Raw genomic sequence first — 15,378 nt, forward strand, 5'->3', positions numbered from 1 at the left:
GCACAGCAATGCCAGACCACACCGCCAGCCCCTCTCAACCGCCCCGCCGCCTGGCCGAAGCGCTGGTCGAACGCTTCGCCGAGCGCATGCGCGAAGGCACACTCAAGCGTGGCGACAAGCTGCCCACCGAAGCCACGCTAATCGCAACCGAAGGTGTCAGCCGCTCGGTGATACGCGAGGCTTTATCACGCATGCAGGCCGCGGGCCTGGTCGAGACTCGCCATGGTGTCGGCACCTTCGTGCTGGACATGCCGGCGCCAGAGAGCTTCAACGTGGGGCCCGCAACCATCAGCCTGCTGTCCGATGTGCTCGACCTGCTGGAATACCGCCTGAGCCTTGAAGTGCAAGCCGCCGGCATGGCCGCCGAACGGGCTACGCCGCAAGCGCTGGAAGAACTGCATCAGGCACTTGAAGCCTTGATGCAGGGCCCGGAAAAATCCGGCAGCACGACAAACGCCGATTTCCAGTTCCACCTGAAAATTGCCAAGGCCGCAGGCAACCAGTACCTGATCGATATCATGAAGCATCTGGGCACCAAGATGATCCCCCGCACGCGCATGAACTCTGCCTACACCGGCCAAAGCAACCGCAGCACCTACCTGGCCGGTATCAATGCCGAACATCAGCAGATCTACGATGCCATCGCCAGCCGCCAGGTTGATGCGGCGCGCGCTGCCATGTACCTGCACCTGAGCAACAGCCGTACGCGCCTGCGTGAGGCGCAACGGCTACAGGCTTTTTACAGCGAGGCCTGAAGCTAAGGCGCAGGCTCCACATCCGTGAAGGCCAGCCCTTGGCTGCCCTGTACCTGCCAAGGGTTGGCGCCCCCGGTGTGGGTGAAGCGAAGCCTGACGAACCGCGAATCTTTCAGGCCATCGATCTTGACCGGGGCCGGCCCGCTGAAACGTACACGCTCGAACACCAGCCCCTGATGCCAGGCGCCATGGCTGCTATCGCCCTTCACCTCGATGGCAGCGGTGCTGGCGTTTTCTACGCTTACGTCGCTGACCGTGATATCCCGAAACTGCCCTGCCACCGTCGAGCGTTTGTAATCGAGCTTGGCATTCGGGTCGTTGTAATCCAGGGTGAAGATGAAGGCCTGTTTCGCCGTATTGCGGATGGCCGAATCACGGAAGGTAACGTGGCGTGCGCCACCGCCCATGAAGTTGGTGCTTTTCATGCGCAAGCCGGTATCTGTGCCGTCCGAAACGTTGTCTTCGGCTAGGATGTTCTGGATCCAGGCGCCGGTGTGGCTGCCCGCCACGATCATCCCATGGCCCTTGCGGAAGTAGTTGTTGAAGATCCAGGCATCTTCCTGCGGCTTTTGGTCGACTGCACCCGCACCGGTGCCGGCGGCGAAGTTGACGCAGTCGTCGCCAGTGTCGAAGAAGTTGTTGAACACCAGGGCGCCGCGGCTGTTGGCGAATTCGATACCGTCGCCGTTGTTGGCGTCGTAGGTACGGTGCGTGGTGTTAGCCAGCACCACATTCTGCGTTTCCAGGTTCATGATGCCGTGATAGGCCGGGTTGACCACCGTAAAGCCGCCATAGAACACGTTAGTCACATTGCGCAGGGTGATCAGCGACGAGCGCATCTGGCCGTAGGCGTCCTTGACATTCATGCCCTCGGCAACCGCCCGCTCTACTTGCGCCTTGGCCAGCACGCCGTCGAGCATGTAGCGGGTGTTGTCGCTGGGCAGGTAGAAGGGCAAGGCTCGCCCGCGCTCGTCGAGCACATCCGGGTTACGCTTCCAGCCATTGCCGTCGATGGTGCCCTTGCCAACGATGCGGATGTTCTCGAAGGCCTGATGCGCCTGCGGGTCGCGCGGCAACGCGTTGATCAGCGAGGCCGGGCGCACGGTGGTGGAATACGGGTACTGGATATAGCCTTCGCGCGGGTAGTCCTCGGCACGCTCGGAGCCCAGCAGGGTAGCGCCCTCGGCGATTTCCAGGGTCATGTTGCTCTTGAGGTAGAGCGCCCCGCTTTTGTACGTGCCGGCAGGCAGCAGCACCTTGCAGCCCTTGCTGCAAGCGTCGATGGCACGCTGGATGGCGGCCGTGTCGAGCGCCTTGCCATCACCCTTGGCACCGTACTGCTGCACGTCAAACAGTGCCGGGACGGCCGTGGTTCGCTGCACCACCACAGGGCTGTCGGCCGACTCCTTGCCGTTGCGATCGACCGAACGCACGGTGAAGCGGTACTCGGTATCGGGCGCAAGCCCCTGGGCGGTGAAGCTGTGAATGGCGATGCGGTGATGGAAGTTCTGCGTGTCCTGCTGGTAGAAGTGGTTGATGTAAGGCTTGGCCGGTGAGACCTGGTCGTTGTTGGCGTTGCTGCCACCGAGCAGCTTGCCATTGGCATAGACATGGTAATCGACGATCTCGGCGTGGTCGGCCGGCTTCTCCCAGACCAGGATGATCTGTTGCTCATCGTAGGCCAGCGTCGGCACCTGGAGTTTGGCGGGCGCGTCCAGCGCCCAGAGTGGCAGGCTGCAGCCCATGGCCAGGGCACTCAGCAGTGCACGCGCCAGTGGGTGTTTGCGTGCAGCGACAGCAGGGTGTGCATACGGCATGGTTTTTATCTTCCTTGTTTTTGCCATTGATAACGCCACGCTTGAGCGGCCGAGCCGCGTGGCTCAGGCCGTCAACGCGGCTTGCTCGAGGTACTGGCTGCGGTTGACGAAGGTCTCCCGGGCCATTTCCCTCACATCCATTGATAGCGCGTCGACCTCGGGCAGCAGGCCGACCAGCGCCGCCACCCCCGCCGAGGCGAGGCTGCGCCGCTGCTCGGCGCTGCGCCCGGCGAACAGGTACAGTGCAACATGCACGAAATCATCCTGCCCGGCGCCGCAGCGGTAATGGCTGAAGGTGTTCAGCCGCGCCTTGATGTCGCCGGGCTTGAACAGCCCGCTGGCATCGATGGCGTCGTGCACAGCGGCCAGCAGCGTCTGCTCGCCAACCCGCTCAGCCAAGCTGGCCGGGCAATCGATAATGCAATGAGGCATGGTGGATTCCTTGATCTGCAGCCCTGTGCGCCCTGCCCCGCAGGCTAAGGCGCAAGGCTTGGGAGGGGTTCAGGCAGAGACGGCACGCGGCGATTCGGCGCTGAAGTCGCGGCTGGCCTGGACCAGCATGCGGGTGTAGTCATGACGGGCGAGGTCCTGGCTCAACGCTTGGCTGTCGAGGCGCTCGACGATGCGCCCTTGCTGCATCACCGCGACCTTGTCGCACAGGTGGCTGACCACCCCCAGGTCGTGGGTCACCATCAGGTAGGTGAGCTTCTCGCGCTGGCGCAGGTCTGCCAGCAGGTTGAGGATCTCCGCCTGCACCGAGACATCCAGCGCCGAGGTCGGCTCATCCAGCAGCAACACACGCGGCTCGAGGATCAGCGCGCGGGCAATCGCCACACGCTGGCGCTGCCCGCCCGACAACTGGTGCGGATAGCGGTAGCGGAAGCTGTCATTGAGGCCGACCTTGACCAGGATGTCGTTGATCCGGTCGTCGCGATCAGCCATGCCGTGAATGGTCAGCGGCTCGCGCAAGGCGGTGTCGATGGTGTGCCGCGGGTGCAACGAGCCGTAGGGGTCCTGGAAGACCATCTGCACCTTGCGAAAGTGCTCCTTGGGCAGCTTGTGCTGCAACGCACCGCCGGCAATGCTCAACGCCCCGCTCCAGTGCCGGTACTGGCCGGCCAGGCAGCGCAGCACGGTGGTCTTGCCGGAGCCCGACTCGCCGACCAGGCCGAACGACTCACCGTCCTCGACGGTCAGGTCGACGTCGTGCAGCACCTGGTTGAGTGTGGCGCCAACGCCGAAGCTCAGGTTCAGCGATTGTGCTTGGATCATGGACATGTCAGTTACCTCAGCAGGTGAGCCAGAGCGGGTCGCGTTGCAGCACCGGCAAGCGCGGGCGGCGGTTGTCCATGCTCGGCAAGGCCGCCAGCAGGCCACGGGTATACGGGTGTTCGGCATATTGCAGGTCGCACGCGGCGAGCGACTCGACCACCCGCCCGGCGTACATCACCAACACCCGGTCACAGTAGTTGCGCACCAGGTTGAGGTCGTGGCTGACGAAGATCAGCCCCATCTGCTGCTCGACCACCAGCTCTTCGAGCACGTTGAGCACCTGCTGGCGCACCGACACGTCGAGTGCCGAGGTCGGCTCGTCGGCGATGATCACCTCCGGGTTGGTGATGACCATCATGGCGATCATGATGCGCTGGCCCATGCCGCCGCTGACTTCATGCGGGTACAGGTTGTAGACGCGTTTCGGGTCGCGGATATGGACCTTTTCCAGCATCAGCATGACCCGCTCGCGTGCCTCGCTGCGGCTGGCCTTGTGGTGCGCCAGGTACGCCTCGGCGATCTGGTCGCCAACCTTGACCACCGGGTTGAGCGAGTACTTGGGGTCTTGCATGATCATCGAGATGCGCTGGCCACGAATCTTCTGCATGGCCTTTTCGCTGGCGCTGAGCAGGTCGACATCGCCGAACTGCAGGGCCTTGGCGGTGATCTGCGTGCTGCCGGGGTGCAGCTTGAGCAAGCTGCGCCCCACCGTCGACTTGCCCGAGCCGGACTCGCCGACGATGGCCAGTTTTTCCCGGCCAAGGGTGAACGACACATCGCGCACCGCGTGCATTTCTTTCTTGCCGTTGACGAAGCGTACGTTGAGCGCTTCGACGTTGAGTTTGAGCGACGACATAAAGCCTCCAGTTACTCGCTACGCGGGTCGAGAATGTCCCGCAGGCCATCGCCCAGCAGGTTGAACGCCAGGCTCACCAGCATGATCGCCGCACCCGGTACGGCCACCAGCCACCAGCATTCGAGCATGTAGCGTCGACCGGTGGAGATCATCGCGCCCCACTCCGGCAGCGGCGCCTGTGCGCCAAGGCCGAGGAAGCCCAGCGCCGCGGCGGTGAGGATGATCCCGGCCATGTTCATGGTCAGGCGGATGATCACCGACGACAGGCACATCGGCACAATGTGACGCAGGATGATGCGCGTCGACGAGGCGCCCTGCAGCTCGACCGCGACAACGAAGTCGGCCTTGCGCAGCGACAGGGTTTCAGCCCTTGCCAGGCGTGCGATCGGTGGCCACGAGGTCAGCGCGATGGCGACCACCGCATGCTCCAGGCCAGGGCCAAGGGCAGCGATGAACGCCAGTGCCAGGACCAGGCTGGGGAACGAGATGAAGATGTCGGTGATGCGCATGAACACCGTGTCGACGATGCCACCGTAGTAACCCGACACGGTGCCGATGAACAGCCCGATCGGTCCGACGATAACGGTCACCAGGGTAATGATGTAGAGGGTGATGCGTGAGCCGTAGACCAACCGGCTGAAGATGTCGCGGCCATATTCGTCGGTGCCGAACCAGTGCGCGGCACCGGGAGCCTGCAGGGCGTTGGCGAGGTTCTGCACCACCGGGTCATGGGTGGCGATCCACGGGGCAAAGGTGGCGACCACGATCAGCAGCACGGCCACCAGCAGCCCGGCCAGGGTCATCGGGTTGCGCAACAGGTGGCGCAGCACCCGCAGGCTGCTTTTGTAAAAGGCGTCGAGGCTGGAAGCCGGCGTGGTGTCGGCCTGCGGCTTGGCGCTTGCTTGGGTAGAAGACATGTTGGCAATCATCGGCATGTTCTCGGTGTGAAATCATGGCCGCCCGGAGCGCCCGCAGGCGCCCCCGGACAGGTTCAGCGTTGCTTGTAGACGCCCAGGTAACGGGTCGCCTCGGCGTCATCGCCGGTAAAGCCCTTGACGTCCACCGCGCTCACCGCGGTGTCGGTCATCTGCGAGAGCATCATGATCGGCCCGACCTGCTGGTCGTAGCGCTGCTGGGCCTGGTGGTACAGGCTCACGCGCTTGGCGGCGTCACGCTCGACGCCCGCCTGGTCGATCAGCGCATTGAGCTGTTGATCGAAGAACGACGCGCGCCAGCCCTGGAAGTTGGGCAGGCCCGCGCTGTCGCTGTTGTCCGGGTTGTAGACAAAGGTGCGCAGGCTGAAGTACGGGTGCGGGTAGCGCTCGGCACCGCGCGCCACGATCATTTCGAAGTTGCGCGCGCGCATCGCGCCATACACCTGGTTGCCGGTGCCGGTGACGATGCTGGCCTTGATCCCGCCTTCGGCGAGCGTCGACTGCATGCGCGCAGCGATGTCGATGAACGGCGGCTCGGACAAGGTCCGGATGGTGGTGGTGAAGCCTTGCGGGTAGCCGGCTTCGGCGAGCAACGCCTTGGCCTTGGCGACATCCATCTTGTAGCCTGGGTCCGGCAGGCGGGCGTCGAGGCCAAGCTGCATCGGCTGCTGGTTGAGCATGCCGTAGTGCGGCATGACCTGCTCGTCGATGCCTTTGTAGTCGATCAGGTTGCGCACCGCTTCGCGGACTTTCTGATTGGCGAATTCGGGCTGCTTCATGCTCATCGCCACGTAGTACATGGTGCCGCGCTGCAGCGGTTGCACCTGCAGCTTGGGCGAGCGCTCGATGGCCTTGATGTCTGGCGCGGCCATGCCGTAGACCAGGTCGAGGTCACCGCGCTCGAGCATCAGCCTTAGTGATTGCGACTCGGTCATGTGCCGCACCAGCACCCGCTTCATTTTTGCAGGGCCCGCCCAGTAGCCGTCGAAGCGGGTCATCACCAAGGCGTCGTTGGCGCTCCACTTGGTCAGGGTGAACGGACCGCTGCCGGCCTCGTTGGTGACCAGCCAGGCGGCGCCCAGGTCGCCGTCCTTCTCGTGCTTCAAGGCTTCCTGGCGGTCGACGATGACCGCGCTGGGCGAGATCGCCAGCGAGTCGATCAGCAGCAGCGGGTCGGCGGGCTGCGGCAGCTCGACCACCAGGGTGTGCGGGTCAGTGGCGCGGATCAGCCCCTGAATGTTGTCGACGCTGTAGCCGTAGGCCTTCCAGGTGGTGGCCAGGCCGAAGTTGAGTTTCATCACGCGGTACAGCGACCAGGCCACGTCTTCGGCGGTGAGCGGGTTGCCGGAATGGAACTTGACGTCGCTGCGCAGGTGGAAGGTGACCTGCTTGCCGTCTTCGCTGATCTCCCAGCGTTCGGCCAACTGTGGCAGGTGTTTTTCCGGGTTGCCCTGGTCGCGCTTGACCAGCGTGTCATACAGGTTGGCATTGACCCCGGAGGCATCCAGGCCCGGGGCGTTGGCCGGGTCGATGGAAAACAGGTTGACCATGCTCATGCCGACGATCAACTGGTCGGCGGGGGTCTTGGCCTGCACGGCGGCCATCGGCCCCAGTGCCAGCATCGCACCCAGCAGGCTCAGGCGCAGGATCGGAAGTACAGTTTTCATGTGGCTGTCCTTGTTTTTATAGTCATGCACTGTGTTCGCGCTGGCCGCGCGGGGCTTAACGGGTCCTTGGGTCGAACACCTTGTACAGGGCGTCGCTGATCAGGTTCAGGGCGACGAAGATCAGCCCGATCACCAGCACACAGCCCATCACCGCGTTCATGTCACCGAGCATCAGGCTGCTGGTTAGGTACTGACCGAAACCGGGCCAGGCAAACACCGTTTCGATCAGTACCGCGCCTTCGAGCAGCGAGCCGTAGGCCAAAGCCACCACCGTCAGCAGTTGCACGAGGATGTTGCGAAACGCATGGCCCCAGACCACCTGGCGGCGCGAAAGGCCCTTGACCCGGGCGGTGATGATGTATTCCTGGGACAGCTGTTCAAGCATGAAGCTGCGGGTCATGCGGCTGATGTAGGCGACCGAGTTGAGGCCCAGGATCAGCCCCGGCAGGACGATGTGCCGCAGCGCGCTGGTGAAGGCTTCCCAATCGCCGGCCAGGGCCGTGTCGATCAGCAACAGGCCGGTGATGTCCGGCACCATGCCGTCGTAGGCGAGGTCGATGCGCCCTGCCCCGCCGGCCCAGCCGAGCCAGGCGTAGAACACCAGCAGGCCCATCATGCCGACCCAGAAGATCGGCGTGGAGTAACCGAACAGGGTGATCACCCGTGCCAGATGGTCGCCAAGGCGGCCCTGGTTACTGGCCGCGACCACGCCCAGTGGCAAGCCGATGACGATGCCGAAGAGGATGGCCAGGGTGGCCAACTCGATGGTCGCCGGGAACACCCGCTTGATGTCTTCCAGCACCGGGTGGCCGGTCAGCAGGGCGTTGCCGAAATCACCGTGGAGCAGGTCGTTGAGGTACAGCCCGAACTGCACCCAGATCGGCTGGTCCAGGCCCATCGCCCGGTACACCTGATCGTAGGTGGAGCTGTCGGCGTCCGGCCCGACCACGGCCAGCACCGGGTCCAGCGGCATCACCCGACCAATGAAGAAGGTCAGCGCCAACAGACCGAGCAGGGTCACCAGGACCGTGCTGGCCCGTCGGGCAGTGCCAGACACGCGCGTGCCCAGCACAGAGGCAGTCGAAACTAACATAACAGGCTCCTGAAAATGCGTTCAGCCAACACCGAGGCGTTCGGGGCGCGCACGCCCCGCTCCCGCTCATCGCGACTTGTAGACGTCTTTGTAACGGGTGGTGGCCGCACTGTGGGTCTGGTAATCCTGAACATCGTGGTAGACCACCACGGTGTCCGTCATCTGCGACACCGGCAGGATCGCCCCGACCTGCGCGTCCAGGGTCTTCTGGATCTGCTGGTACTGGGCCAGTTGCCTGGTCTTGTCAGGCTCGACTTCGGCCTGCTCGATGAGCGCGTTCAACTCGGGGCTGTAGAACGACGTGCGCCAGCCCTGGAAGTTGCTCAGCTTGGCTTCGTCGCGGTTGTCCGGGTTGTACACCAGGGTCCGGAGGCTCGAATGCGGATGACGCTCGGCCCCGCCACCGCCGCGGCCGACCAGGATGTCGAAGCTGCGTTCGCGCATGGCGCCGTAGATCTGGTTGCCGGTGCCGGTGACGATGGTCGCCTGGATGCCGGCCTGGGCCAGGGTCGCCTGCAGGCTGGAGGCGATGTTGATGAATGGCGGCTCGGTGAGCACGCGGATGGTGGTTTTGAAGCCATTCGGGTAACCGGCTTCGGTCAGCAGTTTTTTCGCCTCGGCGACGTTCAGGGTGTAGCCCGGATCGTCCAGCCGTGCTGGCAGGCCGAGCGGCAATGGGCGCTGGTTGAGCTGGCCGTAGTGCGGCATGACGGTCTGGTTGATGCCTTGATAGTCGATCAGCGAACGCACCGCGCGGCGCACGCGGGCGTCATCGTAGGGCTTGTTCTTGACGCTCAGGGCAACGTAGTAGAGGGTCCCGCGCTGCACGGTCTGGGTGCGCACCTTGTCGGACTTCTCCAGGGCTTCGATGTCGGGTGCGGACATGCCCTTGGCCAGGTCCAGGTCACCGCGCTCGACCATCAGGCGCAGCGACTGCGACTCGGTCATGTTGCGCATGACGATGCGCTTGAGCTTGGCCGGGCCACCCCAGTAACCGTCGTAGCGGCTCATCAGGATCACATCGTTGGCGCGCCAGTCATTGAGGATGAATGGGCCGCTGCCGGCGGCGTGGGTAGTCAGCCAGGCGCCGCCCATGTCGTCGCCCTTCTGGTGTTGCTGAACCACTTTGCGGTCGAGGATAAAGGCACTGGGCGAGGTCGCCAGGGTGTTGAGCACCAACATCGGGTCGGTTGGCCGCGGCAGCTCGAGGACAAAGGTGAGCTCGTCGGCGGCCCGCAGGTACTGGGCGGCGTTGCCGGCGGTGAAGCCGTAAGCCTTCCATGTCGAGGCCAGGGCCAGATTGAGCTTGAGCACGCGCTGCAACGACCAGGCGACGTCTTCGGCAGTCAGCGGGTTGCCCGACTGGAAGGTCACGCCGGGGCGCAGCGTGAAGGTCAGGGTCTTGCGGTCGTCGCTGACCTGCCAGCTTTGCGCCAGGGCCGGTACCAGTTGGTCCGGCTGCTTGACGTCCTGCACCAGCAGCATGTCGTAGAGGTTGGCATTGACCTCGGAGACATCCAGGCCGGTGGCGGCGGCCGGGTCGAGCGACAGCAGGTTGATCATGCTCATGCCGACGATCAACTGGTCGGCGGGGGTCTTGGCGAAAGCGGCAGATACCGACGTCATCGCCAGCGATGCGGCCAGGACCCCCGCCCAGAATTTGGGGAGAACGCTCATGTGAGATAGCCTTTTTATAGTTATTGGACTCTCGGGCGGCACGCACCAAGGCGTGCCGCCATGCACGAATCAGAAACTCTGCAGCGTGTTGGTCTCGACGTAGTCGAAGTCGATCTCCTCCCCCAGGCCAGGCAGGTCGGAGAGGTGCACGAAGCCGTCTTCATCCATCGGGTCGACCAGGCGCTTGAGGTAGGCCGGTACTTCGTCATAGTTGAGGAACGGGTGCAGCAGGCCGCGCTCGTACCAGGTGCAGTTCTTGATCGCGCCGACCACCGCCAGGTTGGCCGCGCCGTTGCCGTGGATCTCGCAATCCATGCCAAACGCTTCGGCCATGTGCGCGACCTTCAGGCACGGGGCGATACCGCCGACCCCGGCAACGCCGGCACGCAGGATGTCACAGACATCGTTCTTGACCCAACTGGCGCGGCTCAGGTGTTTGCCACCGAGGCTTTCAGGGCCCAGCACGGGGATGTCCAACTGGGCGGCCAGCCACGCGTAGGACTCGGCCGAGTCTTCCATCATCGGCTCTTCGAACCAGGCGAAATTCAGCTTCTCCAGGGCACGGCCGACGGTCAGCGCTTCGGTGCGGCTGTACCAGTGATAGCCGTCGATCATCAGCGCGATGTCGGGGCCGACCGCTTCACGTACGGCGGCGCAGGCCTTGATGTCCATGCTCACGCTCGGGGCGAACGACACCGGCGGCATCCAGGTGTGCAGCTTGATCGCCTTGTAGCCGCGCTTGACCAGGGCCTCGGCGAAGCGGCCGTACTCTTCAGGGGTCGACAGGCCGCCTGGCAGCTCGTCACCGCACATGGTCGAACCGTACGCCGGAACCTTGTCGCGGTAGCCACCGATGAGTTTGTGCACCGGCACCTTGAGCTTGCGCCCGGCCCAGTCCCACAGGGCCTGTTCGACCAGTGCCAGGGCGCGGTCGGTGAGCTGGCTTGCGCTGCCGCGCTGCCAGTGGGCGAGGTCGTGCCAGATCTTTTCACGGTCGAAGGCATTGGCGCCGACCAGCACCTTGCGCACGAAGTTATCCAGCACATACGGGCGGATCAGCTCGGGAGCGCCGAAGGCGAAGCCTTCGTTGCCGCACTCAGTCTTGATGCGTAGCAAGGCCATCTTGGCCTGGGTCACGTCGCCCGGATGGGCATGGCCGGCGCTGTCTACAGCGCGGCGCGTGGGGTAGGAAAACACCTGGACGTTTACAGCAGTAATGATCATGGACGTCTGAGCCTTCTTATTGGATTTGTGGCGGGTGAGTCACGCTCTGGAGGCAATCCTACGTCATCATACAACATTTGGAAAGCACCTCTTAAAACCGACGAAATAGTCGTGAATAGCCTGCTAAACCCCGCTCTGTGATCCCCATCACAAAGCAAGCGCCAAGCCACAACTACCGTATTAGAGCCTTCAGCCAATGTGATCAGACAACATTTCAATAATTCGTAGACAGCCCCACAGTCGTACGATAACTTATTTTAAAAATCACGGAGCGCTCACCACCTCACCCACCTTGCTCACACGCCTCATCACGTCCTCAACAAAAACAAAAAAAGAGATCGCATGAACAACACACTTCGCCGCCTTATCGCCGCCAGCACCCTCGGCTTGTCGTTCTACGCCTGCGCGGACTCCGCCAGCATCAACTACCGGCATGGGTACACCGAAGACGACAGCATTCACTCCGACCGGATAAAGCTGAGTTACCGCAAGGACAGCGGCCTGGGGTTTGCCGCAGAAATCAAATACAAGACTGCCGGCGACCGCGAAGACGTCGCCTACGACAACATGGTCAACAACGGCCATGAGTTCACCGTGGACTACAACTACAAGATGAGCCCCAAGTCGACCTGGACCCCCGCCTTCCAGATGGACAGCTCCAAGGACGCAACCACCTACAAGTTCGGCTTGAAGTACAACTACAAGCTCAGCGACACCTGGTACGTCGCTACCCGCGTGCGCCACGACGCACGCAACCTCGACCGGGATCAGGTCGACCACAGCAAGGCAGACCGCGCCAAGGACAACCAGAACACCACCCGCCTTGAAGGCTGGCTCGGCTATACCCCCAGCGGCCCGTGGGCATTCGAGTACCAGTACATCCACTTCACCACCGACTACATCCGCTACGACAACAAGAAGCGCGACTACGAGCAGAACCTGATCATCAAGTACAAGCTCAACAAACAGTGGGCGCCATTCATGGAAGTGGGTGACATCAAGGTCAACAGCTACACGGACGATCGCCAGGCTCGTTGGCGCCTGGGCATCCAGTACAACTTCCTGTAAGGGCAACTGCCCGACCATGCCGGTGTCGTTGCACCACGGCACCCTCATGCAGTTTCAGCAAAAGGCATCCGACAATGACCACGACCACCCGCAAACCCTTTAACCGCCTGCTGCTCACCGGCGCCGCCGGCGGGCTCGGGCAAGTGCTTCGCGAAGCACTGCAAGCACACGCCAACATCGTGCGCGTATCAGACATCAGCCCCATGGCAGCGGCTGCAGGCGAGCATGAGCAAGTCATCAACTGCGACCTGGCCGACAAGGCCGGCGTATTGGCCCTGGCCCAGGATGTGGACGCCATCGTGCACCTGGGCGGCATCTCCACCGAGCGTGCCTTCGAAGAGATTCTGCAAGCCAACATCGTCGGTACCTTCCACATCTATGAGGCCGCCCGAAAGCACGGCATCAAGCGCGTGGTGTTCGCCAGCTCGAACCATGTCACCGGCTTTTACCCTCAAGGCGAACAGGTAGATGCGCATTCGCCGCGCCGACCAGACTGCTACTACGGGCTGTCGAAGGCCTACGGCGAAGACCTGGCCACGTTCTACTTCCACCGCTACGGCATCGAAACCGTCAGCCTGCGCATCGGCTCTTCGTTCCCCGAACCACGCAATGTGCGCATGCTGTCCACCTGGCTGAGCTACGGCGACCTGGCGCATCTGGTAGAGCGCGCATTGCTTGCCGAAAACGTCGGCCATACCGTGGTGTACGGTGTATCAGCCAACCGCGACCTCTGGTGGAGCAACCGCCACGCCGCACACCTGGACTTCAATCCGAAGGACAGTGCCGAGCGCTTCCGCACGGCCCTGGAGCAGCAGCCAAAGCCTGCTACAGACGACCCGACAGCCCACCTGCAAGGTGGCGCCTTCACCGCTGCCGGCCCTTTTGGCGACTAAACCCTGATGGAGCACGCAACTCTTCCATGACAGCCGAACTGATTACCGATGCACGCAATGCCACAGGCGAAAGCCCGGTCTGGCACCCACAGGAAAATGCCTTGTACTGGGTGGATATACCGGCAGGCCGCCTGCACCGCTGGCAACCAGATGGCCAGACCCGTCACTGGGCCGCAGACGAAATGCTCGGCTGCATCGTCCGTAGCCAGCAAGGCCACTGGCTTGGGGCCCTGGAGAGCGGGGTCTTCCACCTCACCCCCCAGGCTGACGGTTGCCTGGTTGCCGACAAGCGCGCCAGCGTCGAACACGCGAGGCCCGGCATGCGTTTCAATGACGGGCGTTGCGACCGCCAGGGGCGCTTCTGGGCCGGTACGATGCAAACAAACATGGGCGCCGAACCGGTGGGTGCGCTTTACCGATATGACGCGACGGCGGACGCAACGGTAAAGCCAATGCAAGCACGACTGGACAAGCTGATCGTGCCCAACGGCATGGCGTTCAGCCCGGACGGCAAAACACTGTATGTCTCCGACTCGCACCCCAGCGTTCAGCTGATCTGGGCCTTCGACTACGACATCGACAGCGGCACACCGCACAACCGCCGAATATTCGTCGACATGAACCAGCACCCCGGCCGACCGGACGGGGCTGCGGTAGATGCCGAAGGTTGCTACTGGATTTGCGCGATCGATGCCGGCCAGGTACTGCGCTTTACCCCCGAAGGGAAACTGGACCGCACCCTGCCGCTACCGGTAAAGAAACCGACCATGTGCGCATTCGGCGGCCCGCAGCTGGATACGCTGTTCGTGACGTCGATTCGCCCACACGGCATCGACCTGAGCGACCAGCCACTGGCCGGCGGCGTGTTCGCGCTAAACCCCGGCGTAAAGGGCTTGCCGGAACCGATTGCCGGGGGCTGAAGCCTGGGCCGGTATTGGCTGCTACCAGGGGTATGCTCAGTAAGCAGCCTTGCTGGACATCCCCCTGCGACCTGCCCCAAGGCAAGTAACCGCAAAGGCAATCACCAACGCCCCGGTACCCAACAGGAAAATCAGCTGCTGGTTGGAGCCCTCCACCAGCATGGCGATCAGCGCCGGCGTCACCGCTGCCGCCCCCATCAACGTGATGCTGACCAGCGGTGTGAGCTTGCCGGTCGGGTCGTTGGTGGTGATCAGCGCCATGTAGTAAGACAAAGACAGCACCCAGCCAAAGTTGATCAGCAACAACGCCACAAACAACTGCATCGGCGTGCGGGTATGGCCAGTGAGCATGGCGATGGAAATGAACACCGCCACCAGCCCCACGGCGATCATCAACTGGCGATTGACCCGCGCACCCAACAGGCTAGGCAGCCCCGCACCCGGCAAACCACCAAGGGCCGACAGGCCGAACGCCCAGCCGATATCCACCCCGCTGATACCCTGGTCTCGCGCCAACTGGTCGATGAAGCCCCACACGCAGTAGATGGCGATCTGCATGAACAACATGCCCACCAACGCAGTGCGCCCCGTGCGCGCCGAACCACCCTGGGCAGGCGAGGCTTCGCCACTGGCCAGCAACGCCGCCGGGCGACGCGGCAGCACCAGGCTGGCGCCGCAGATCAGCAAGTACCACAGGCCAAACGCGCACAAGGCGGTCACCGTGCCACTTTGCGCGGCCAGCAGCGGCAACGCTGCCGAAAACAGCGAGTACTCTGGCGTTTGCAGCAACAGCATCAACCCGAACGAGCGGTCCTGGTTGGGCAAGCGGCCCAGCGTGGACACCGCATAGGCATACACCAACCCCGCACAGGTGCCGGCCGCCAGGCGCACGATCAGCAGCAGGGTGTTGGTGGTGGCAAAGGCGGTCGCGATGCTCAAGGCCACGCACAGGGCGCCAACGATCAGGCACAGGCTGCGCCCGCCATGGCGCTTCATCAGCACCGGGCAAAGCAAGGTGCCCAGGGTCATGCCGATCATCTCGACCGACACCACCCAGCCCTGCTGATCGAGTGACAGGCTCAGTTGCTCCGTGACCAGCCCCATGAAGATGGGTTGTACGCCACAGACGATGAAGGAAGTACAGGCAATGAAAATCAGCGCGGCACGCAGCAGCTTGGAATCTTGCGTCATGGGGACCCCG

14 protein-coding genes are annotated in these 15,378 nt (G+C 63.2%); 4 read left to right on the forward strand and 10 right to left on the reverse strand.

Annotation, left to right across the window (positions count from 1 at the left end; all coding sequences use genetic code 11):
* Nucleotides 1–8 precede the first annotated feature (8 nt).
* A complete protein-coding gene (locus ABI582_RS16345; RefSeq protein WP_016487986.1) occupies nt 9–755 on the forward strand; it encodes a FadR/GntR family transcriptional regulator in 747 nt (248 codons plus the stop codon).
* 2 nt (nt 756–757) lie between these two features.
* Here ABI582_RS16345 and ABI582_RS16350 read toward each other — a convergent pair whose 3' ends face one another.
* The 9 genes from ABI582_RS16350 to ABI582_RS16390 all read right to left on the reverse strand — a co-directional run bounded on the left by ABI582_RS16350 (nt 758) and on the right by ABI582_RS16390 (nt 11,296).
* A complete protein-coding gene (locus tag ABI582_RS16350; RefSeq protein ID WP_442119710.1) occupies nt 758–2,572 on the reverse strand; it encodes a glycosyl hydrolase family 28 protein in 1,815 nt (604 codons plus the stop codon).
* 63 nt (nt 2,573–2,635) lie between these two features.
* Nucleotides 2,636–3,004, reverse strand: coding sequence for a 5-carboxymethyl-2-hydroxymuconate Delta-isomerase (locus tag ABI582_RS16355; RefSeq protein WP_442119711.1), 369 nt, complete (start codon nt 3,002–3,004; stop codon nt 2,636–2,638).
* A 69-nt stretch (nt 3,005–3,073) separates the two neighbouring features.
* Nucleotides 3,074–3,850 carry an ABC transporter ATP-binding protein gene (locus ABI582_RS16360; RefSeq protein WP_063422694.1) on the reverse strand — a complete coding sequence of 259 codons (777 nt, stop codon included), beginning with the start codon at nt 3,848–3,850 and terminating at the stop codon, nt 3,074–3,076.
* A gap of 10 nt (nt 3,851–3,860) precedes the next feature.
* Nucleotides 3,861–4,700, reverse strand: a complete 840-nt coding sequence (locus ABI582_RS16365; protein ID WP_024717435.1) for an ABC transporter ATP-binding protein — start codon at nt 4,698–4,700, stop codon at nt 3,861–3,863.
* An 11-nt stretch (nt 4,701–4,711) separates the two neighbouring features.
* A complete protein-coding gene (locus tag ABI582_RS16370) occupies nt 4,712–5,629 on the reverse strand; it encodes an ABC transporter permease (protein WP_023047280.1) in 918 nt (305 codons plus the stop codon).
* 62 nt (nt 5,630–5,691) lie between these two features.
* Nucleotides 5,692–7,302, reverse strand: a complete 1,611-nt coding sequence (locus ABI582_RS16375; RefSeq protein WP_016487990.1) for an ABC transporter substrate-binding protein — start codon at nt 7,300–7,302, stop codon at nt 5,692–5,694.
* A gap of 55 nt (nt 7,303–7,357) precedes the next feature.
* On the reverse strand, nt 7,358–8,395 hold the full coding sequence (locus ABI582_RS16380; RefSeq protein ID WP_442119712.1) for an ABC transporter permease: 1,038 nt from the start codon (nt 8,393–8,395) through the stop codon (nt 7,358–7,360).
* Between the two features lie 66 nt (nt 8,396–8,461).
* Nucleotides 8,462–10,072, reverse strand: a complete 1,611-nt coding sequence (locus ABI582_RS16385) for an ABC transporter substrate-binding protein (protein ID WP_442119713.1) — start codon at nt 10,070–10,072, stop codon at nt 8,462–8,464.
* Nucleotides 10,073–10,141: 69 nt separating this feature from the next.
* Nucleotides 10,142–11,296, reverse strand: coding sequence for a mandelate racemase family protein (locus ABI582_RS16390; protein WP_442119714.1), 1,155 nt, complete (start codon nt 11,294–11,296; stop codon nt 10,142–10,144).
* Between the two features lie 342 nt (nt 11,297–11,638).
* Here ABI582_RS16390 and ABI582_RS16395 point away from each other — a divergent pair, with 342 nt between their 5' ends.
* The 3 genes from ABI582_RS16395 to ABI582_RS16405 all read left to right on the forward strand — a co-directional run bounded on the left by ABI582_RS16395 (nt 11,639) and on the right by ABI582_RS16405 (nt 14,177).
* Entirely contained in the window at nt 11,639–12,364 is a 726-nt protein-coding gene (locus ABI582_RS16395) for an oligogalacturonate-specific porin KdgM family protein (protein WP_258908933.1), read from the forward strand.
* Between the two features lie 74 nt (nt 12,365–12,438).
* Nucleotides 12,439–13,257 (forward strand): NAD-dependent epimerase/dehydratase family protein, encoded by an 819-nt coding sequence (locus tag ABI582_RS16400; protein WP_442119715.1) that lies wholly within the window; start codon nt 12,439–12,441, stop codon nt 13,255–13,257.
* A gap of 26 nt (nt 13,258–13,283) precedes the next feature.
* Nucleotides 13,284–14,177, forward strand: coding sequence for an SMP-30/gluconolactonase/LRE family protein (locus ABI582_RS16405; RefSeq protein ID WP_442119716.1), 894 nt, complete (start codon nt 13,284–13,286; stop codon nt 14,175–14,177).
* A gap of 36 nt (nt 14,178–14,213) precedes the next feature.
* Here the strand turns inward: ABI582_RS16405 and ABI582_RS16410 are convergent, their stop codons facing one another.
* Nucleotides 14,214–15,368, reverse strand: coding sequence for an MFS transporter (locus ABI582_RS16410; protein WP_019472017.1), 1,155 nt, complete (start codon nt 15,366–15,368; stop codon nt 14,214–14,216).
* Between the last annotated feature and the right edge of the window lie 10 nt (nt 15,369–15,378).

Source organism: Pseudomonas sp. SAS7 (assembly GCF_052112345.1).
In the GTDB taxonomy this organism is placed as follows: Bacteria; Pseudomonadota; Gammaproteobacteria; order Pseudomonadales; family Pseudomonadaceae; genus Aquipseudomonas; species Aquipseudomonas putida_Q.